The organism is Dokdonella ginsengisoli, from assembly GCF_042652785.1.
In the GTDB taxonomy this organism is placed as follows: Bacteria; Pseudomonadota; Gammaproteobacteria; order Xanthomonadales; family Rhodanobacteraceae; genus Dokdonella_A; species Dokdonella_A ginsengisoli.
In genome coordinates this window covers 119,874-139,559 of sequence record NZ_JBHSHD010000010.1, presented here as the reverse complement: position 1 = coordinate 139,559, position 19,686 = coordinate 119,874, and the positions used below count along the sequence as shown (strand labels likewise).

16 protein-coding genes are annotated in these 19,686 nt (G+C 68.4%); 1 reads left to right on the top strand and 15 read right to left on the bottom strand.

What is annotated here, in order from left to right; translation table 11 throughout:
- Positions 1 to 3 precede the first annotated feature (3 nt).
- Entirely contained in the window at positions 4 to 450 is a 447-nt protein-coding gene (locus tag ACFO6Q_RS13005) for a PACE efflux transporter (protein WP_380021535.1), read from the top strand.
- Positions 451 to 545: 95 nt separating this feature from the next.
- On the opposite strand, the gene ACFO6Q_RS13000 is transcribed toward ACFO6Q_RS13005, so the two are convergent.
- The 15 genes from ACFO6Q_RS13000 to ACFO6Q_RS12930 all read right to left on the bottom strand — a co-directional run bounded on the left by ACFO6Q_RS13000 (position 546) and on the right by ACFO6Q_RS12930 (position 19,619).
- Complete coding sequence (locus ACFO6Q_RS13000) at positions 546 to 2,399, bottom strand: sigma 54-interacting transcriptional regulator (RefSeq protein WP_380021534.1); 1,854 nt, start codon at positions 2,397 to 2,399, stop codon at positions 546 to 548.
- A 237-nt stretch (positions 2,400 to 2,636) separates the two neighbouring features.
- Positions 2,637 to 3,293 (bottom strand): 3-isopropylmalate dehydratase small subunit, encoded by a 657-nt coding sequence (leuD, locus tag ACFO6Q_RS12995; RefSeq protein WP_380021533.1) that lies wholly within the window; start codon positions 3,291 to 3,293, stop codon positions 2,637 to 2,639.
- A 2-nt stretch (positions 3,294 to 3,295) separates the two neighbouring features.
- The gene (gene leuC, locus ACFO6Q_RS12990) at positions 3,296 to 4,708 is read right to left on the bottom strand and encodes a 3-isopropylmalate dehydratase large subunit (protein ID WP_380021532.1); all 1,413 of its coding nucleotides are present in this window, start codon (positions 4,706 to 4,708) and stop codon (positions 3,296 to 3,298) included.
- 19 nt (positions 4,709 to 4,727) lie between these two features.
- Positions 4,728 to 5,081: a hypothetical protein gene (locus ACFO6Q_RS12985; RefSeq protein WP_380021531.1), complete on the bottom strand. Its 354-nt coding sequence runs from the start codon at positions 5,079 to 5,081 to the stop codon at positions 4,728 to 4,730.
- Between the two features lies 1 nt (position 5,082).
- Complete coding sequence (locus ACFO6Q_RS12980; RefSeq protein ID WP_380021530.1) at positions 5,083 to 5,676, bottom strand: isochorismatase family protein; 594 nt, start codon at positions 5,674 to 5,676, stop codon at positions 5,083 to 5,085.
- 14 nt (positions 5,677 to 5,690) lie between these two features.
- Positions 5,691 to 7,544, bottom strand: coding sequence for a hydantoinase B/oxoprolinase family protein (locus ACFO6Q_RS12975; protein ID WP_380021529.1), 1,854 nt, complete (start codon positions 7,542 to 7,544; stop codon positions 5,691 to 5,693).
- The gene (locus tag ACFO6Q_RS12970; RefSeq protein WP_380021528.1) at positions 7,541 to 9,616 is read right to left on the bottom strand and encodes a hydantoinase/oxoprolinase family protein; all 2,076 of its coding nucleotides are present in this window, start codon (positions 9,614 to 9,616) and stop codon (positions 7,541 to 7,543) included. Before ACFO6Q_RS12970 ends, ACFO6Q_RS12975 begins: the two co-directional genes overlap by 4 nt.
- 355 nt (positions 9,617 to 9,971) lie before the next feature.
- Positions 9,972 to 11,225, bottom strand: a complete 1,254-nt coding sequence (locus ACFO6Q_RS12965; RefSeq protein WP_380021527.1) for a DUF1329 domain-containing protein — start codon at positions 11,223 to 11,225, stop codon at positions 9,972 to 9,974.
- Between the two features lie 12 nt (positions 11,226 to 11,237).
- Entirely contained in the window at positions 11,238 to 12,911 is a 1,674-nt protein-coding gene (locus ACFO6Q_RS12960; RefSeq protein ID WP_380021526.1) for a DUF1302 family protein, read from the bottom strand.
- A complete protein-coding gene (locus ACFO6Q_RS12955; protein WP_380021525.1) occupies positions 12,908 to 15,316 on the bottom strand; it encodes an efflux RND transporter permease subunit in 2,409 nt (802 codons plus the stop codon). The genes ACFO6Q_RS12960 and ACFO6Q_RS12955 overlap by 4 nt, the downstream gene beginning before the upstream one ends.
- Positions 15,313 to 16,299 carry a WD40/YVTN/BNR-like repeat-containing protein gene (locus tag ACFO6Q_RS12950; RefSeq protein WP_380021524.1) on the bottom strand — a complete coding sequence of 329 codons (987 nt, stop codon included), beginning with the start codon at positions 16,297 to 16,299 and terminating at the stop codon, positions 15,313 to 15,315. The genes ACFO6Q_RS12955 and ACFO6Q_RS12950 overlap by 4 nt, the downstream gene beginning before the upstream one ends.
- Positions 16,292 to 17,218: a hydroxymethylglutaryl-CoA lyase gene (locus ACFO6Q_RS12945; RefSeq protein ID WP_380021523.1), complete on the bottom strand. Its 927-nt coding sequence runs from the start codon at positions 17,216 to 17,218 to the stop codon at positions 16,292 to 16,294. Before ACFO6Q_RS12945 ends, ACFO6Q_RS12950 begins: the two co-directional genes overlap by 8 nt.
- Position 17,219: 1 nt before the next feature.
- Positions 17,220 to 18,419 (bottom strand): CaiB/BaiF CoA transferase family protein, encoded by a 1,200-nt coding sequence (locus ACFO6Q_RS12940; RefSeq protein ID WP_380021522.1) that lies wholly within the window; start codon positions 18,417 to 18,419, stop codon positions 17,220 to 17,222.
- Positions 18,420 to 18,464: 45 nt separating this feature from the next.
- Complete coding sequence (locus ACFO6Q_RS12935) at positions 18,465 to 18,854, bottom strand: nuclear transport factor 2 family protein (RefSeq protein ID WP_380021521.1); 390 nt, start codon at positions 18,852 to 18,854, stop codon at positions 18,465 to 18,467.
- Between the two features lie 18 nt (positions 18,855 to 18,872).
- A complete protein-coding gene (locus ACFO6Q_RS12930; RefSeq protein ID WP_380021520.1) occupies positions 18,873 to 19,619 on the bottom strand; it encodes an aspartate/glutamate racemase family protein in 747 nt (248 codons plus the stop codon).
- Positions 19,620 to 19,686: the final 67 nt, after the last annotated feature.

Sequence of the window (19,686 nt, the reverse complement as noted above, 5' to 3'; positions counted from 1 at the left end):
CCCATGCGCACTTTTCGAGACCGTATCCGCCACGCCGTGCTGTTCGAGGTGATCGCGCTGGCGTTCTTCATTCCGGCCGGCGCCTACGTGTTCGGCCTGCCCGCGGCGAAGCTCGGCGTCATCGGCGTGGTCAGCGCGACCGTCGCCACGCTGTGGAACTTCGTCTACAACCTCGGCTTCGACCACGCCATGCAGCGCCTGGTCGGCCATACCCGCAAGACACTCGGCCACCGCGTCGTCCACGTCGCGCTGTTCGAGATCGGGCTTCTGGTCCTGCTGCTGCCGATGATCGCCTGGTATCTGGGCATCAGCCTGCTGCAGGCATTCCTGATGGACCTGGCATTCGTCGTGTTCTACGTGGTCTACGCCTTCGCGTTCAACCTGGCCTACGACCGGGTCTTCCCGGTTCCGATGCCGCCGGCGATGCGTACGGCCCGGGCCGCGGCGTAGTCGCGGCGACGGCGAAGAAGGCTTCGCACGTGGCGCTCCGCAATCGGAGCGTCACGTTTTTCCTTCGTACCGGATGTGCCGGCCGGATGTGCCGGCTATTCGGCCCGCCGCCGCTTGAGGCGGCGCCACAGCGTCGTCTGGCTGATGCCGAGGAAATCGGCCGCGCGACTGCGGTTGCCGCTGAACATCGTCAGCGCGCGGCGGATTTCCTCCTGCTCGACCGAGCGCAGATGGCCCTCGCCGTCCTGCTCGATCCGTGCCACCGCGAACAGCTCCGGCGCGATCGTCGGCAAGGCCTCGACGATCGCCTCGCTGCTGCGATACAGCCGATGCGAGACGATCATCCGCTCGACGATGTTCTCCAGCTGGCGCACGTTGCCCGGCCAGTGGTAGCGGCGAAACGCCGGCACCACGCCTTCCACCAGCGTCTTCACGTCGATCTCCGCGCCGTAGCGCTGCGCGTCACGCCGGACCATGTAGGCGGTCAGCGCGGCGATGTCCTCCGGCCGCTCGCGCAGCGGCGGAATGCGGATCGAGAACGTGGTGATGCGGTAGTACAGGTCCTCGCGGAAGCGGCCGGCACGCATCTCCTCCGCCAGGTCCACGTTGCACGCGGCGATGAACTTGACGTCGAGCGCGATCGCCTGGCGCGAGCCGACCGGCGTGACTTCCTTCTCCTGCAGCACGCGCAGCAGTTTCGCCTGCTGTGCCAGCGGCAATGAATTGATCTCGTCGAGGAAGAACGAACCGTGGTTGGCGCTTTCCAGCAGACCCGAGCGGCCGCCACTCTTGGCGCTGGTGAAGGCGCCGTCGGCGTAGCCGAACAGCTCCGACTCGAACAGGTCGACCGGAATCGCCGAGCAGTTCACCGCGACGAACGGCCCGTTCGCGTTCTCGCCGGCGGCGTGGATGCAGCGTGCGGCGAGCTCCTTGCCGGTGCCGGTCTCGCCGTGCAGCAGCACCGTGCCGGCGGTCGCGCCGTAGACCGCGAGCAGGTTGTGCACTTCGGCCATGCGCTGCGAGCGGAACACCAGCCGGCGGCTGTCGTCCTGCGACTCGGCCACCGGGCTCCACTGGAAGCCGTACACGTGGCCGACCGTCTCGCCGCCGAACTCGAACGGCTCCTTGTCGAGCGCGCACAGCCGGTCCTCGACCAGCAGGCGCTCGGAGCGGAAGCTCGGCGCATCGAGGATGCGGCGGTCGAGCAGGCCGTCGAGCCGGCGCCGCCTGGCGAAGCGCGGGATCTGCGCGCTCGCCGCCGCGTTCCACGCGACCGCGGTGCCGTCGAGATTGGTGAATACCATCGGATGCGGATTGCGATCGAGCACGTACTGCATCAGCGCGGTCTGCTGGCGCTGGCGCTTGTCCTGGCCGGCCACGCGGATCGCCTTGCGCAGCAGGTTGCGGCACGACTCGCGCGAATAGATCAGCACCGACGCCATGTCCGCCTGGTCGGCGAGGTCGCAGGTGTAGCTCGACCCGACGACGACGCCGTAGCCGTCGTCGCGGCAACGATGGAAGACTTCCTTGACCTCGTCGGCGGTGGTGTAGGTGCGGTGCGTCACCTCGATGTCGTCGAACACCTTGAGCACGTCGAGGTTGGTCTTCTGCCGCTCGTAGGTCAGCAGCAGGATGCGGCGCGAGATGCGCCGCGCGGTCAGCACGGCCTGGATCAGGTCGGCCGAGCTCACGCGCAGGCCGAGCACCGGCACCGGCAGGGTGTCGTGCAGGTAGAACGCGTTCGCGCCGGCGCTGACGAAGAGGTCGACTTGCTGCTGCTCGATCAGCTCGCGCGCCGCGCGCACGGCGTCGTTGAAGATGTTGTCGATGATCGTGATGCGGGCGACCGCCTCGAACTCGCCGATCAGGCTGTGCACCATCTGGCTGAGCTTGGAATTGCCGATCAGGCAGATCCGCGGTTTGCTCTGCGCTACGTTCGCGAAATCCATGCAGTCTCCTGGTCGGAAACGCTATGCGGCCTGCATTGCTTTCCCTTCCCCGCTCGCGGGGAAGGTGCCGAAGGCGGATGGGGAAGTTCGCAGTGAATGCCTCGCTCCGACCGCCCTCACCCTGCCCTCTCCCGCAAGCGGGAGAGGGGAAAGCAACCAGGATTCCGCTCGCATCCCGAACATCCGGCCCACATCATCGACCCGGCCGGGCGGCAGGGCAACCTGCCCGATAGTGGCCTAGCCGGCATCGCCACGCCTATGCCGAAAGACCCAGGGTTCGGCGGCCCGGCGCCGTTCCTCGTAGCCGCGGATGCGATCCTCCAGCCTGAGCGTCTCGCCGATCTGGTCGAGTCCGTCCAGCAGGTTGCGCCGGCGTCCTTCGTCCAGGGAAAACGTCCAGGTCGTTTCCGCCACCGTCAGCGTGCCGGCGGCGACGTCGACGTCGGCTTCGACCGTGCCGAGCGAACGGACCCGTTCGAACAGCCGATCGACGACCGGCTGCTCGACCACGATCGCGAGCAGCCCGTTGTTGAAGCAGTTGTCGCGGAAGATGTCGCCGTAGCTCGGGGCGATCAGCACGCGCACGCCGAAGTCGCGCAGCGCCCAGACGGCGTGCTCGCGGCTGGAGCCGCAGCCGAAGTTCGCCTGCGCAAGCACCACGGTGCCGGCGCGATAGGGTTCGCGGTTCAGCACGAAGTCCGGATTGACGCGGCGCGTCGCGATCGGCGTGTCGATCTCGCCGGGATCGAGGTAGCGCTCGTCGTCGAACAGGAAATCGCCGAAGCCGGCGGCATCCAGGCTCTTCAGGTACTGCTTGGGCAGCAGCATGTCGGTGTCGACGTTGGCGCGGTCGAACGGAATCACGATGCCGCGGTGGCGGATCAGGGGCTGCATGCTCACAGCTCCCGCACGTCGACGATGGCACCAGCGACCGCGGCGGCCGCGGCCATCGCCGGCGACATCAGATGGGTGCGTCCGCCGCGTCCCTGGCGTCCCTCGAAATTGCGGTTCGAGGTCGAGGCGCAGCGCTCGCCCGGCTGCAGCCGGTCGGCGTTCATGCCCAGGCACATCGAGCAGCCCGGCGCGCGCCATTCGAAGCCGGCCGCGACGAACACTTCGTCGAGCCCCTCGTGCTCGGCCTGCAGCGCGACGAGGCCGGAACCGGGCACCGCCAACGCGAGCTTGACGCGCGGGTCGATGCGGCGGCCGCGCAGCACGCGCGCGGCGGCGCGCAGGTCCTCGATCCTCGCGTTGGTGCACGAGCCGATGAACACCTTGTCGATCGGCGTGCCGTGCACGCTTGCGCCGGCCGGCAGGTCCATGTAGGCCAGCGCGCGCGACCAGTCGGCGCGCTGCACCTCGTCGCGGGCTTCGTGCAGGTGCGGAATCCGGCCCGACACCGGCACGACCATTTCCGGCGACGTGCCCCACGTGACGCAGGGGGCGACGTCGCCGCCGCGGACCTCGACGACGCGGTCGAAAGACGCCCCCGCGTCCGAATGCAGCTCGCGCCAATGGTGCTTGGCCTCCACCCACTGCGCGCCCTCGGGTGCGAACGGCCGCCCCTCGACGTAGGCCTGCGTCACCGCGTCGTAGGCGACCAGGCCGACGCGCGCGCCGGCCTCGATGCTCATGTTGCACAGGGTCATGCGCGCCTCCATCGACAGCGCCTCGACGCCGCTGCCGCGGAACTCGATCGCGTGTCCGCTCGCGCCCGCCGTGCCGATCCGGCCGATCACGTGCAGGGCCAGATCCTTCGCCACCACGCCGTCGCCGAGCGGCCCGTCGACGACCACGGCCATGTTCTTCGACTTGCGGCTGCGCAGGGTCTGCGTCGCCAGCACGTGCTCGACCTCGCTGCTGCCGATGCCGTGCGCCAGCGCGGCGAGCGCGCCGTGGGTGGCGGTGTGCGAATCGCCGCAGACCACCGTCATGCCCGGCAAGGTCAGCCCCTGCTCCGGCCCGACCACGTGCACGATGCCCTGGCGCAGGTCGCCGAGCGGGAACAGCGGCACCTCGAAGTCGCGGCAGTTCCGCTCCAGCGTCTCGACCTGCCGCCGCGCGATCGGATCATCGAAACCGCCGGTGCCCAGTTCGCGCAGCACGGTCGGCACGTTGTGGTCGGGCGTGGCCAGCGCCGCGTCCGCGCGCCACGGCCTGCGGCCCATGCGGCGCAGGTTGGAGAACGCCTGCGGCGAGGTCACCTCGTGCAGCAGGTGCAGGTCGATGTAGAGCAGGCTCGATCCGTCGGGCAGATCGGTCACGCAGTGGCTGTCCCACAGCTTGTCGTAGAGCGTCCTGGCGGTCACGGATCGGTCTTCCTGAAGATCATCGATAGGGAATCCAGCGATACAGCTGCGCACCGGTCGGGTCCGGCACGCGGTAGCCACACCAGCTGTCGAGGCGTCCGTCGGCCAGCGGACGGACGATGCAGTAGGGGCGCTCGCAGGACGCCTCGTCGACGCCGTCGCGCGACAGCCGTGCGCGCGCCTGCTGCAGGCGCTCCTCGCGTGCGTCCGCGACGCCGCCGTCGAGAACCGCGACGTTGCCGCGGAAGCGGCCGACCCAGGCGGCGACGTACTCGCCGCACGGCGTCGCCACGTCGACGCTGCCCGCCGCGGCCGGCGACGGCGCATGCCGGCCTCCGTCCGTGGCGCAGCCGGCGAGGAGGAGCGCCGCCATGCTAGCGGCCGAGCAGCGCCAGGCACGCATCGAGATCGACCACGTCGGCGTACTTCAGCTGCAGGTCGCGCAGGTTCGCGCGATGCGCCGCCTCGTCGCGGTCTCCGACCGCCTGCTCCGGGATCAGCACGCGCAAGTCGTGCTGCAGGGCGTCCAGCGCGGTGGCGCGCACGCAGCCGCTGGTGGTCAGCCCGGTGACGACGACGCCGTCGACGCCGGCCGCGCGCAGCCGCGCCGCCAGATCCGTTCCGAAGAACCCGCTGGCCGCGCGCTTGACCACCACCGTCTCGCCCGCCGCCGGCGCCACCCGCGCGTCGATCTCGACCAGGGCCGAACCGGCGACGAGATCGTTCAGCGCCGGAAGCTTCTCGCGGAACACGCGCGACTGGTCCGCGGCGTCGTAGGCCACGGTGGTGAAGAACACCGGATCGCCGCGCTCGCGGAACGCGGCGAGCAGGCGCCGGTTGGCCTCGATCACTTCGTCGCAGGGTGCGGCGAGGCGGCTGCGCGACGGATCGGTGAAGCCGACCGACAGGTCCACCAGCACCAGTGCGTAGCGCCGCGCCGGCGCGAGTCGATTCGAATGCAGGCTCATCGTGCGCGTCCGGCTCAGTTCCACACCGGAGTCGCCGGCGCCGGCAGGCCGGTTTCCTGCAGGCAGCGCCGCTTCAATTCCTCGAGCGTGCCGCCGCGATCGAACAGCGCGATCGGATCGCGCGACTGCTCCATCGTCGCGCGCAGGGTGCGCGTGGCCACCTCGTCGACCGCATCGGCCGCGACGACCACGCCGTAGCGCCGTGCGCCCTCGACGCTGACCAGGCCCTTGCGCACGTCGGCGAGCACCTTGGCCGGTTCGCGCTGCAGCGGATCGCCCCAGCCGCCGGCGCCCCAGGTGTCGAACAGCAGCAGGTCGCCGGCCTTGACCTTCACGTTGTCGCACTTCGACGCGAGGATCTGCCGGCTGCCGTCGCCGCGCACGAGTTCCTTGCGGCTGCGCTGACCCGGCTCGCCGCCGTTGACGCCCCAGGGATGGGTCAGCCAGCGATCGTCGTGGATGGAGATGTCGCCGTCGGCGAGCAGGCGGTAGGCGACGCGCAGGCCGTTGCCGCCGCGATGCAGGCCGGCGCCGCCGGAGTCGCAAATGGTCTCGTAGGTCTCGATGCGCAGCGGGAAATACGCCTCGATGAACTCGTTCGGTACGTTGGTGAAGCCGGGCCACAGCGAATGCCCGTCCGGGCCGTCGCCGGCCGGACGGCCCGGAATGCCGCCGAAGCCGATCTGGAACAGCTGGAACCATTCGCCCGCGGCGTCGTAGCCGGAGTACATGAAATGCGGCGAGTCGGAGAAGCCGGCCGCGTTCATCGCCTGCGGCGCGCCCTGGCCGAGCAGGCCGCCCATCACGTCGAAGATGCGGCCGAGCAGGTGCGTGCGGCACGACAGCGGCGCGGGGAAGTTCGGCTTGAGGATCGAGCCCTGCGGAATGCGCACCTCGACCAGATCGTAGAAGCCGTCGTTGAGCAGGATCGCCGGATCGAACAGGCTGATCGTCAGTGCGCCGAAGAAGATCTTGAACATCTCCTCGTTGAGGTAGAAGTTCACCGAGGAGCTGGCCTGCGGATCGGTGCCTTCGAAATCGAAGATCGCCTTGCCGCCCTCGCGCCACAGCGCGCAGCGCACCGTGTACGGGCCGAAGCCGACGCCGTCGTCGCAGATGTAGTCCTCGAACACCTGGCGCGTCTCCGGCACCACGCGCTGGATGACTTCCTTCATCGCGCGGTAGGTGCGTTCGAGCATCGACTGCTGCGCGCTGTAGAACACGTCGTCGCCGAAGCGCTCGGCCAGTTCCACGCAGCGGCGGCCGGCGCTGCGGCAGCCGGCGACGATCGCGTTGAGGTCGGAGCGGTTCCAGCGCGGCATGCGCACGTTGTGCAGGATCACCTCGAGCATGTCGGCGTTGAGTTCGCCGCGCCGGTACAGCTTGACCGGCGGGATGCGGATGCCTTCTTCCCAGATCGTGCGCGCGTCCGTCGGCAGGCTGCCCGGCACCTTGCCGCCGACATCGGACATGTGGCCGAACATCGCCGAATAGTTGATCAGGCGCCCGTCCTTGAAGATCGGCATCAGCACCAGCCAGTCGGGCAGATGGCTGACCGCGCCGTTGCACAGGTACGGATCGTTGGTGAGGAAGACGTCGCCCTCCTCGACCGTGCCGTCGTAGCCCTGCAGGAGGCCGGTGATGAACGAGCCGAACTGGCCGACCAGCATCTTGCCGTCGCTGTCGGCGATGATCGGGAACGCATCGCCCTGCTCGCGGATGCCCGGGCTCATCGCGGTGCGGAACAGTACCGCGTCCATCTCGCTGCGCGCGTTCGCCAGCGCGTTCTCGACGATGTCGACGGTGATGCCGTCGACGTCGACGCGACGGAACGGCGCCGGGTTCGGCTGGATGATGCGGGCGCTCATGCGGCGTGCTCCTGGCCGGCGCCGGGACGGATCAGCAGATTGCCGACCTCGTCGACGACGGCGTGGTGATCGGGAAGGATCAGGGTCGTCGAATCCATTTCGAAGACGATCGCCGGGCCGTCGATGCGCCGACCGGGCGCCAGCCGCGAACGGTCGTACAGCGTCGCCTCGCGATCGCGTCCGGCGTAGTGGATCGCCTGCGTGCCGATCACCGCAGCCTGCGGATCGGCCGCGCCCGCCTCCATCGCCTTGTCGGCGATCGCCGGGCGCGGCGCGCGCGCGATCGCGCGCAGGCCGACCAGCTCGTGCGCCTCGTTCAGGGCGAACGTGAACTGCCGCTCGTGCTCCGCGTCGAACGCCTGCGCAAGGCCGTCGAGGCCCTGCGCGCGGACCTGCTGCGGATCGATCTCCAGCGTCAGCATCAGGGCCTGGCCCTGGTAGCGCACGTCGGCCTGCCAGTTGATCTGCTGCTGGTCGACCGGGATGTCCTGCGCGGCCAGCGAGGTGCGTACCGAGTCGCCGAGCTGTTCGAGCAGGTCGATCACCTCCTCGGCGCCGAGTTCGCTCAGTCGCCGCACCAGCGAACGGGAAGCCTCGTCCTTGATGCGCGTGGTCGCGTCGCCGTAGGCGCACAGCACGCCGGGACCCGGCGGCACGATCACCGGCCAGGCGTTCATCAGCACGCCGAGCGCGTTGCCGTGCAGGGGACCGGCGCCGCCGAACGCGCACAGCGCGAAGTCGCGCGGGTCGTAGCCCTGCTCGACGCTGATCAGGCGCAGCGCGCCGTACATGCGTTCGTTGGCGATGCGCACGATGCCTTCGGCCGCCTCGAGCAGCGACACGCCCATCGCGTCGGCGATCTTCTGCACGGCGGCGGTGGCGAGGTCGTGGCGTACCTGGAAGTCGCCGCCGAGCTTCTGCGCCGCAGGCAGGTAGCCGAGCACGATGTTGGCGTCGGTGACGGTGGCCTGCGTGCCACCGCGGTCGTAGGCGGCCGGCCCCGGCACGGCGCCGGCGCTTTCCGGGCCGACGCGCAGGGCGCGCGTGAGTTCCGGCACGAAGGCGATCGAGCCGCCACCCGCGCCGACCGTGCGCACGTCGACCGACGGCGCGCGCACGGCGATGTCGCCGACGCGGGTCTCGCGCCGCACGCGGGCGTGGTTGTCGTCGATCAGCGCGACGTCGGTCGAGGTGCCGCCGACGTCGCAGGTCAGCACCTTGGAGAAGCCGCCGCGCGAGCAGAACCAGATCGCGCCGGCGACGCCGCCGGCCGGGCCGGACAGCAGCATGTTGACCGGCGCCTGCGCGGCCGACTGGCTGGTGGCGAGACCGCCGTCGGAGCGCAGGATCGCCAGCCGCACGTCGGGACGCAGGCGCTTCTGCAGCTCGTCCTGCAGGTGCTGCACGTAGCGCGCGACCTGCGGCCGCACGTAGCTGTTGACCACGGTCGTCTCGGTGCGCTCGTACTCCTGCATCTCCGGCACGACTTCCGACGACAGCGAGATCGGCACGTCGGGCATGACCTCGGCGGCGATCGCGGCGATGCGCCGTTCGTGGTCGCCGTTGCGGTAGGCGTTGACCAGGCTCACGGTCAGCGCCTCGACGCCGGCTTCGCGCAGGCGGCGCAGGCCCGCGCGCACGCCGTCCTCGTCGAGCGCGCGCACCACCTCGCCGCGCGCGTCGATGCGCTCGTCGGCCTCGATGGTGAGTTCCAGCGGCGCCAGCAGCTCGCCCTTGTTGAAGATCACCCAGCCGCCCAGGCCGCCCGGCACGAACGAACGCGCGATGTGCAGCACCTGCTTGTAGCCGCGCGTGGTGACCAGGCCGACGCGTGCGCCGCGGCGGGTCAGGATCGCGTTCGTCGCCACCGTCGTGCCGTGCATGACCGAATGGATCCCGGCCGGATCCACGCCGGAGCTGCGGCAGATCTTGTCGATGCCGTCCAGCACCGCGATCGACGGATCGTGCGGCGTCGACGGCACCTTCGCCGTGAAGCTCTCTCCGCTCGACTCGTCCATCAGCAACAGGTCGGTGAACGTGCCACCGACATCCACACCCAATCGAAAACCCATGACTGCTCCGTTCTGCAACCGGCCGGGGCCGGCGTGTTCTAAATTTTTCGAGTTGATCCTTGTCAGGATTCTGCGCGCTGCAAGCTCAATGCTCCGAAGTCGAGCCGTCACCTCTCCCGCTTGCGGGAGAGGTCGCGCCGCAGGCGCGGGTGAGGGTTGTGCAAGAAACCTTCCCTGGCGCGCCTTCCGATCGGCATCCCTGCCTCACCCTCAGCCGCTCGTGGCGGCTTCGACCTCATCCGCCTGCCGGCACCTTCTCCCGCAAGCGGGAGAAGGAGACTCAAGCTTTCACCTCTCCCGCTTGCGGGAGAAGGGATTGGATAGCAGGCCCCACCTTAGCTTCGGAGCCTGTGCATCAGCGCGCCGCCTTCTCCAGCTCGCCCAGGTTCACGTTGTCGGCCTTGATGCCGGGCGTGTTGAGCTTGGCCGAATCGGCGAGGATGAACACCGTGCCGTGACGGCGCTGGTAGTCGATCGTGAAACCGGCCGCCGAGATGATGCCCTTGTCGCCGTCCTCGGTCTTGATCGTCTTCAGGTGGTAGTTCATCCACTTCCAGAACTCGCCTTTGCGGTCGTAGGCCTCGGCCTGGTAGAAGCGCGGGAACTGCGTGTCCATGTACAGCACCTTCTTGCTGTACGGGTGCTCGGGCGGCGTGACCGCCTCGATCACCCACACCTCGCGCGGCTCCCAGCCGTCCTTCGGATTCCAGTGCGGGGCGCCGTCCAGGTCGATGACCGGAAATTCCGCATTGCCGCTCGCCTTCGCGTCCCAGGTCTTCGTCGTCGAGTTGGCGACGGCAAGAATCCAGCGCTTGCCGATCAGCTTGTAGTCGGCGTACCAGCTCGGATGCGCGTTGAAGATCTCGATGTCGTCGTTGAGCTGGTCGGTGCCGCCGATCGGATCCATCCAGGTGCCGCCGGACAGGCGCCGCGTGCGTCGCACCGACTTCAGGTACGCCCAGGAATCCTCCAGCTTGGGCGAGTCGTAGCGCACGGTGAAAAGACCCAGGCCGCGGATGTCGCTCGGGTAGGTCGCGTACAGCAGGGTCTTGGTCAGGATCGAACCGTCGCCCTCCACGGCCGGATCGGCACCCAGACGCCCCTTCATGTAGTAACGCTGGAACGCCCACTCCTGGCGCCGCTCCAGGCCGCTCTTCTCGCCGATGAACAGGTAGGCGAACTTCGGGTAGTCCTGCAGGTTCTTGATCGGCTGCGCGTAATGGTGGTTCCAGATCAGCTTGGCCGCGGCGTCCGGATCGTCGGCCTCGACCTTCGGGAACGGAATGCCGCCGACCCAGCCTTCGACCTGGCGCGTGTCGTGGTTGTACTTGGCCTTGCCGGCATTGTCCTGCGTGGCCTTGAGGTAGTCGCGGCCCAGTTCGACCGGCTGCGAGGCCTTCAGCGTGATCGTCAGCCCTTCGTCCTTGATCAGCTTCTGCATGCGCTCGGTCAGCAGATCGGAGATCGGGTGGTTCTCGAAGCTGTCGGACAGGTGCCCGGCGAGATTGGAGGCATTGAGCACCGTGCCGGGCTTGAGCTCGGCGGCGCCGGCCGTCGCGGCGAAGGACAGCGTGGTGGCCAATGCGAGGGTGGAAACGAGGATTCTCATCGCGATGCTCCGTCAGAACTGGTACGTCACGCGGACGGACAGTTGGTTGTTGCCGTCGAAGTAACCGAACAGGTTGGTGTCGTTGAAGCCGGTCAGTGCGCGCTTCTGGTACTTGCGGTTGAAGAAAAGGTCGGCCTCGGCCTTGATGCGCCAGTGGTTGCCGTAGGCGAACTCGACGCTGGGAATCACGAAGCCGCCGCCGTAGCTCAGATCGGTGCCGACCGCGAGCGTCGGGTTGATGCGGTCGCTGTTGTAGTTCATGCCGAGGATCGCGGTGAGGATCGCCGAGTGCTCCTTGGTGCGGCCGCCGAAGCCGGCCAGGTTGACGATCTCGTCCTTGCGGTCGTAGTCGAGGATCCAGGTGTCGAACAGCTGCACCGACAGGAACGACGGGCGGCTGGTCTTCAGGAACGAGGTCAGGTCGACCTGCTTGTCCATGCGCAGCATCAGCTTGACCACGTCGCGCTCGACGATGCCGCAGAAGCCGGGGAAGAACGCGCAGCCGCCGGCCTCGCCGGCCTGCACGCCGACGTTGTAGGTGTTGTCAGGGATGTACGAAGCCTCCATCGAGAACACCGAGTCGATGCCTTCGAGGTAGCGGTTGGCGGTGACGCCGAACACGTCGATCTGCGGGAAGATCAGCTCGCCGACGGTGGAGCTGCGATCGGAGCGGTATTCGCCATGCCAGGCGCCGAGGAAGCTGCGACCGCTGCTGGCGTTGCCGACACCGAGCGGATTGTCCGGATTGGGATTGATCACCGGCACCTGCGCCGGGCCGCGGAACCAGCCCAGCGAGTACTCCCACTTGCCGGCCACCGCCTTCCAGCGCAGGCCGAGCGCGGCATCGTCCATGCGCGCGTCCTTGTGGTCGTAGTTGTACGGCACGTCGGCGCCGAACGGCGCGGCGGCGAAGGTGATGCCGCGGTTGGGCGTGTTCGCCCAGCGGCCGCCTTCCACGTCGTAGCTGTTGCCGCGTTCGTCGGCCGGGTTCATGCGGCCGGGGATGTAGACGAACTGCAGGCTGCCGTCGACCGCGTCGAAGCGCTGCACGACGTTGGCCATCCACAGCGGCTTGCGCAGCTCCTCGTTCTCCGCTTCCAGGAACGAGCGCCAGCGGAAGTCGTAGCCGTGGATGACGTCCATCGACTGGAAGAAATCCGTCTCGCCCCACACCACCTGCTGCTTGCCGAGCTTGATCGTGGTGCCCGGGCGCAGGTCGGTCTGCCACCAGAACTCGCGCACCTCGGCCTTGTTGTAGACGTCGTCCATCAGGTCGACGCTGGAGCGGCGGCGGTTGCTGAAGAGGTCGGTCGCGGCGTACTGGTCGGCGACCTTCTGCAGGTCTTTCAGGTAGCTGGTCTCGTATTCCTGCGAACCGCGCAGCGAGATGTTGACCTTGGAATTGCCGAAATCCTTGAACAGGTTGAGCTTGAGGCTGCCGCGCAGCATCGACAGGTCGTACTTGTAGTCGCCTTTCGGCGCGCCGTTGGCGGCCGGGTCGGCGAGGTACGGGTTGTCGAGGTTCATCGACAGGTGCGCGCGCAGGTAGCCGCTGACCTCCCAGCCGTCGAGGAAGCCGTCGTCGGCCTGGGCATTCGCGGCCAGGCCGAGTCCGGCCAATGCTGCGACGCAGGCCAGGTGCAACGCGTGCGGTCTCGGCGCCGAGGCGCCGCATTCTTTTCTCATATCGTCCCCCTCCGGGCATAGGACTCTGGGTTGCGGCGGTGCGTGGCCGCCGCCTGTTCCGGAAGCGCGCTTCCGAAGATGAAATCGGGCTTGAACACGAGTGCGAGCGAGGGCATCACGAACAGCGAAGTGAACGCCGACACCATCAGCCACAGGCCGATGAGGATTCCCATCTCGGCCTGGAAGCGCAGCGACGAACCGGACCAGAGCAGCACGCCGGCGGCCAAGGTCAGCGCGGTCAGGATCACGCCGCGGCCGGCCGAGCCGAGCGACTGGCGCACCGCGTCCGCGGCGGAAGCGCCGGGATGCTTCTCCAGGTGCTCCTTGATCGCGTCGACGATGTAGAACGCGTAGTCCACGCCCAGGCCGATGCCGAGCGCGACCACCGGCAGGGTGCTGATGCTCATGCCGATGCCGTGCCAGGCCATGTAGGCGAAGGTGACGACGTTGGAGATCAGCACCGGCACGATGAAGAACACGCCGCTGACCGAGGAGCGGTACACCACCAGGCAGCAGATCACCACGACGAGGAAGGCCAGCGCGATCGCCTCGATCTGGTCGCGCAGCAGGATCTCGTTGACCGCCGCGGTGATGCCGAGCACGCCGCCGGCGAGCTTCGCCTGCGCCTGCGGCATCGGGTTGTCGGCGATGAACTGCTGGCCGTTGTGGATCGCGTGGCGCAGCGTCTCGCCCTTGTGGTCGCGGAAGAACAGGGTGACGGCGCCGTTCTGGAAGCGCACGTCGCTGAACTGGTCGAGGTCGTCCGGATCGGCGCCCTGCATGTAGAAGCTGACCAGCTCGCCGTTCTCGCCGGCGTCGGCGCCCAGTTCGCGGTAGCGCGGGTTGCCCTCGTGCAGGTTGCGGCGGATCTCCACCACGATGTCGGCCAGCGACACGCTGCCGCCGATCTCCGGCTGGCGCTCCATGTAGCGCGAGAAGCGCTGCATCCAGTCCAGCACCTCGGGCTGCTTCAGCGCGTCCGGCGCCTGGCCCTCGATCGCCACGAACATCTGCTCCGAGCCCGGATACAGGCCGTTGATCAGCGCGCTGTCGCGATTGAACGAGGAGTCCTGCCAGAGGATCGGCGAGCCGTCGCTGGCGTCGCCGACGGTGAGCCGGGTCGCCTCGAACAGGAACGCGGCGAGCAGGACCAGGGTCAGCGGCGCCACCGCGTAGCGCGCGCGGCTGGTCGCCACCCAGGTCGCCGCGCCGGTGAACAGGCCGAGCACGCGGTCGAGCCGCAGCGGATGCACGTAGCGGTCCGGCCGCTTCACCCACGACAGCAGCACCGGGGTCAGGATCACCGCCGAGACGGCGATCGTCATGACCCAGATCGCGCCGATGATGGCGACCTTGTGCATCAGCGGGATCGGCGTGAGGATCACGCACAGGATCGCGCCGGCGTCGGCGTACAGGCCGAGCATGCCGGGCCGGAACAGTTCGCGCATGCTCTGCTCGGCGGCGCGCCGCGGCTCGATCGATTCGCCGACGGCGAGATCGTCGAAGCGCGTGATCAGCTGCACCGAATGCGAGAACGCGCGCGCGGTGATGATGAAGGCGACCACGATGACCAGCGGATCGAAGTTGTAGCCGAGCAGGCTGCCGACGCCGAGCGCCCAGGTCGCCGAGACCAGGCCGGCGAGCAACGGCAGCAGCGTGCCGCGCCAGGTGCGGCTGATGACGAACAGCAGCACCAGCATCGCCGCCAGCGACAGCAGCGAGATCGACACCGTCTCGCCGAGGTAGTGCGCGACCCAGCCGTACAGGATCGGCTCGCCGACCAGATGCAGACTGACCTGCCCCTTCGCCGGCGAGGCGTCGAGGATGGTCTGGATCTGCGGGAAGATCTTCGCGTAATCGACGAGGTGGTCGTAGAAGTCGACCTGGATCAGCGCCGATTTCAGCTCCGCGTCGACGTACAGGCCGTAGACCATCGGATTGTTCAGCACCGCCTGGCGCAGCGCGTCGATGTCGGCCTGCGTCTTGGGCACGTCCGGCCACATCATCGGCCGCGTCTCGATGCCCTCGCTCGACGCATCCACGCGCTTGAGCTTCTTCGAGGCCAGCGAGGTGATCTGCAGCGGATTGACGCCGTGCACCTTCTGCAGCTCGTAGGTGATGCGCTGGATCTCCTGCAGCACCGGCGCCTTGAAGATGTCGCCGTCCTGCGAGCGCACCAGGATCGTGACGCGGTTGCTGGCGGCGAAGCTCTCCTGGTACTTCTGGTGCACCTTCACGTAGGGATGGTCGTGCGGGACCATGTCGCCGAAGCGCGTGCGCACGTCCAGCCGCGTCAGGCAGGCGGCGAAGAACAGCGTGACCAGCGCGATGACGATGCACACGCCGACGCGATGCCGGATCGAGAAGGACGAGACCGCGGTGGCGAGATCGAAGATCCTCCTCATCGCAGCGCCCTCGCCGGCCAAGGCTGGTAGCCGCCGTCGGCGCCGAGCACGCCGACGCCGCGACCGACCAGCACGTCGCCCGTGCCCGAGGCGAGCAGGCGCACGTGATAGCCCTTGCCGAGCCCCTGCGGCGCCAGCGGTTTCCAGCCCTCCGCATCGCGCGCCGCGGCGAACACCGCGCCGCGATCGCCGGTGGCCAGCCAGCCGTCCGCACGCGCGAGCACGTCGTACAGGTGTTCCGTGGTGAACGTCGCGATCGGTTGCCAGCTCGCGCCGGCGTCGCCGCTGCGATACGCGCGGCCGCGATTGCCGACGACCACGCCGATCCCGCCGTCGAAGGCGATCGACTGCAGGCTCTCGCTGCCCAGCTCGACGACGTGCCAGGAAGCGCCGTCGTCGTCGCTGCGCAGCAGCTTGCCGAATTCGGCCGCGATCCAGATCGAACCGGCAGGCCCCGGACGGATGCGGTTGAAGGCGACGTCGTCCGCCTCGCGCAGGCGCGTCCAGTAGGCGCCTTGCGCATCGGAGCGGAACAGCGCGCCCATCTCGCCGACGATCCAGAAGTGACCGCCGAAGAAGGCGACGTCGAGCAGCTTGTTGCCGACATCGCCGACCGGCAGTGTCTGCGCGTTCCATTGCCCGTCGCCGCCGCGCACCCAGTAGCGGCCGCCGTTGCCGACCGCGACCAGCACGCCGGAATCGGAAGCGGCCAGCCCCTGCAGGTTCGTCGCCGGCTGCAGCTGCGTGCGGGTCCACTGCTGCGATTTCTCGTCCAGTGCGAGTACCGCGCCGCCCTGCCCGACGAACCAGAGATGACCGTCCGCGGCGGCCGCGCCGAAGAACAGGTCGCGGTTCTCGACCAGCGGCTGCGCCATCGGCTCGGTCGCCACGTCGACTTCGACGAACACCGCCGCGTAGGCGAGTCCGCCGATGATGGCCCAGGGCGAGAGCCAGGCCAGCGCGCTCGTGATGCGCTCACGCATGGACGGCGCCCTCCCTGCGGGTGGCCCTGCGGCCGAGCCAGCGGAACGAATGGCCGCCGAGCGGGCTGTGCAGCAACTCGCTGCAGCGCTCGACCGCCATTACCAGTGCGTCGAGGTCGACGCCAGTCTTCAGCCCCATCGATTCGAGCATCAGCACGACGTCCTCGGTGGCGACGTTTCCGCTCGCGCCGGGCGAGAACGGACAGCCGCCCAGGCCGCCGATCGAGCTGTCGAAGTCGCGCACGCCCTCCTCCAGCGCCGCCAGCACGTCGGCCAGCGCCATGCCCCGCGTGTCGTGGAAGTGGCAGCCGATGCGCTCCGCACCGAAGGAACTCACGAGGCCGGAGATCAGCCTGCGCACCTGCGCCGGATTCGCCGCGCCGATCGTGTCGGCGACGATCAGCTTGCGCGCGCCGGACTCGATCATGTGCGCGGCGAGGCGTTCGACCCGTTCGATCGGCGTCGGCCCCTCGAACGGACATTCGTAGGCGACCGCGAGATAGGCCCAGCCGGTCGCGCCGTCAGCCGCGGCACGCGCCATCAGCTCGGCGCAGACCGACGTGGTTTCGTCCAGGCTCATGTTGATGTTGCGGCGGTTCATCGTCTCGGTCGCCGACAGCACCACCGACACCGTGTCCACACCGGCTGCACGCGCCAGCTCGTAGCCGCGCGCGTTCGGCACCAGCGCGGAATAGCGCACGCGCTCGCGCTGCGGCAGGCGCGCGAACAATTCGCCGGTGCCGGCCATCTGCGGCACCGCCTTCGGCGAAACGAAGCTGCCCGCCTCGACGCTGGCGAGGCCCGCGCCGACCAGCGCTTCGATCATGGCCAGGCGCTGGTCGGAATCGAGCGTGCGCGACTGGCTCTGCAGGCCGTCGCGCGGACCCACCTCATTGACGACGACGCGATCGAGGGACACGTCAGGCCACCACGCGGGCGTCGTGCAGCGAGTCGATCCGCGACGCGTCGTAGCCGAGCAGCTCCGACAGGACCGCGCGCGTGTGCTGGCCGAGCAGCGGCGGCGCGCCGTAGTCGGCGCCGCCGTCCACCGACAGCTTGATCGGATTGCCCGGCGCCTGCACCGCGCCGCCTTCGGGGTGCGGGATCTCCACCACCATGCCGCGATGGCGCACCTGCGGATCGGACAGGGCTTCGCTGAAGCGGTTGACCGGCGCGCACGGCACGCGTACCGAAGTGAGGCGCTCCACCCAGTGCGCCGTGCCGTGCGTGGCGAAGATCTCGTTCAGCCGCGCGTCGATGACGGCCTTGTCGGCGAGCCGTCCGGGCTGGTGGCGGTACTTGGCATCGCGGAACTCCTCGACGCCGAGCAGCTCGACCAGCCGCTCCCAGAAGCTGTCGAAGATGACCGCGACGATGATGAAGCCGTCGGCGGTGCGGTAGGTGTTGTACGGGACGTGGACGAAATGGCCGTTGCCGAGCGGCTCGGGGTTCTCGCCGCTCATCAGGTACATCGTCGCCATGTAGTTGAGCATGCTGATCTGGCAATCGAGCATGCTGATGTCCACGTGCTGGCCGCGGCCGTGCGTCGAGCGCGCCTGCAGCGCGGCGAGCACGCCCATCACCGCGAACATGCCGCCGGCCAGATCGCCGATCGGGATGCCCGAGCGCATCGGCCGCTCGGCGTTCTCGCCGGTGATCGACATGCCGCCGCCGATGCCCTGCACGACCTGGTCGAACGCCGGCCGCAGGTAGTTCGGCCCGTCCTGGCCGAAGCCGGAGACCGAGCAGGTGATGATGCGCTCGTTGATCTTGCTCAGGTGCGCGTGGTCGATGCCGAGCTTGGCCGTCACGCCGGCGCTGAAGTTGTCGATCACGACGTCGGACACGCGCACGAGGTCGTGGAAGACGGCCCGCCCCTGCTCCTGCTTGAGGTCGACGCACACGCTCTTCTTGCTGCGGTTGAGCGTAATGAAATACGCGCCCATGCCGCGGTACGAATGCTTCGGATCGCCCGCCAGCAGCGCGCGCGTGCCCTCGCCTCCGATCGGCTCGACCTTGATCGTCTCGGCTCCGAGATCGGCCAGGATCATCCCGGCGTAGGGACCCGACAGCATGTGGGTCAGGTCGAGTATGCGTATTCCGTCCAGCGCCTTGCTCATCGTGCTCCTGCTCCGTTGCGTGCGTTCGCGCTCATCCGTGGCGCATCAGCGCAGGACGTTGTCGCCGCTCATGAAGACGTAGTAGCGGCGGAAGCGGCCGCCTTCGACGTAGAAGAAATTGCAGTTGCTCAGCCGCGTTTCCTGGCCCTTGGCGTCGACCAGGCGCACGTTGAAGCGCATCGCGACGGTCTGGTTCTGCTCGTCGGCGGTCACCTCGAAATCGCCGTGCCAGATTTCCTCGAAGCCGGCGAACAGGTTCTCGAACATGCGGCGGATGGCCGCGATGCCGCCATGCGTGAGGTGATCGGTCTGGATCGTCACCGTGCAGTCGTCGTGGCAGCAGGCGAGCACTTCCTCCATGTTCTTGCGGTCGACGTTGCCGAAGTACTTCTCGACGCCGAGGTCGATGAGCTGCTGGCGGGTGAGCTTGGACATGCGGTTACTCCTTGGAGGTCAGTTCGCGAAGCCGTGGTACACGGCGTCGTTCGGCGCCTGCGGCGCGGGATAGGCCTTCTTGCTGTGGCTGAGGCCGAGGGTGAGGAACATCTCGCACAGCTTGTAGGCGACCTGGCCCGGGTTGATCACCGGCACCGGCAGGCGCTGCGCGAGATGGGCGTGCGACTGGTGCATCGTGGTCGAGCCGAGCACGATCACGTCGGCGCCGTCCTCGTCGATCGCGCGCTGCGCTTCGGCTTCGAGCTTCTTGAAGACGACTTCTTCCTTGCCGGCCAGCAGTTCCTCGAGATCAGGCCGCGTCCTGATCGAGCGCAGCGAAGCCACGCGCGGCCACAGGTGGTATTCGGTCAGCGTCTTCTCGTACAGCGGGAACCACTCGTCCCACATCGTCAGGATGCTGAACTTCTTGCCGAGCAGGCTGGCGACGTGGAACGCGGCCTGCCCCGGCGCGATCACCGGGATGTCCAGGCGCGAGCGCAGCGCCGCGAGACCGGAGTCGCTGACGGTGTCGATGCACACCGCCGCATAGCCTTCCTGCTGTGCGCGCAGCCCGGCTTCGGCCACGGCGAAATCCATCAGCAGCATGTCGTAGGCGCTGTCGCCGAGCGCGGCGCCCTTGGCGACGGAAACGAATTCCGGCGCGAAGCCGGGCAGCACCAGGTTCGCCGGCAGCTGCGCCGCGCGCGCCGCGACGCCATCGGCGCCCATCGGAATCGGGATGATGATCTTGATTCGGGAAGACACGCTTGACCCCTCCTTTTGTGCAGTGCAATATGCGCACCTGGGCTCGGTGCGCCTGCTGCAACGAGTT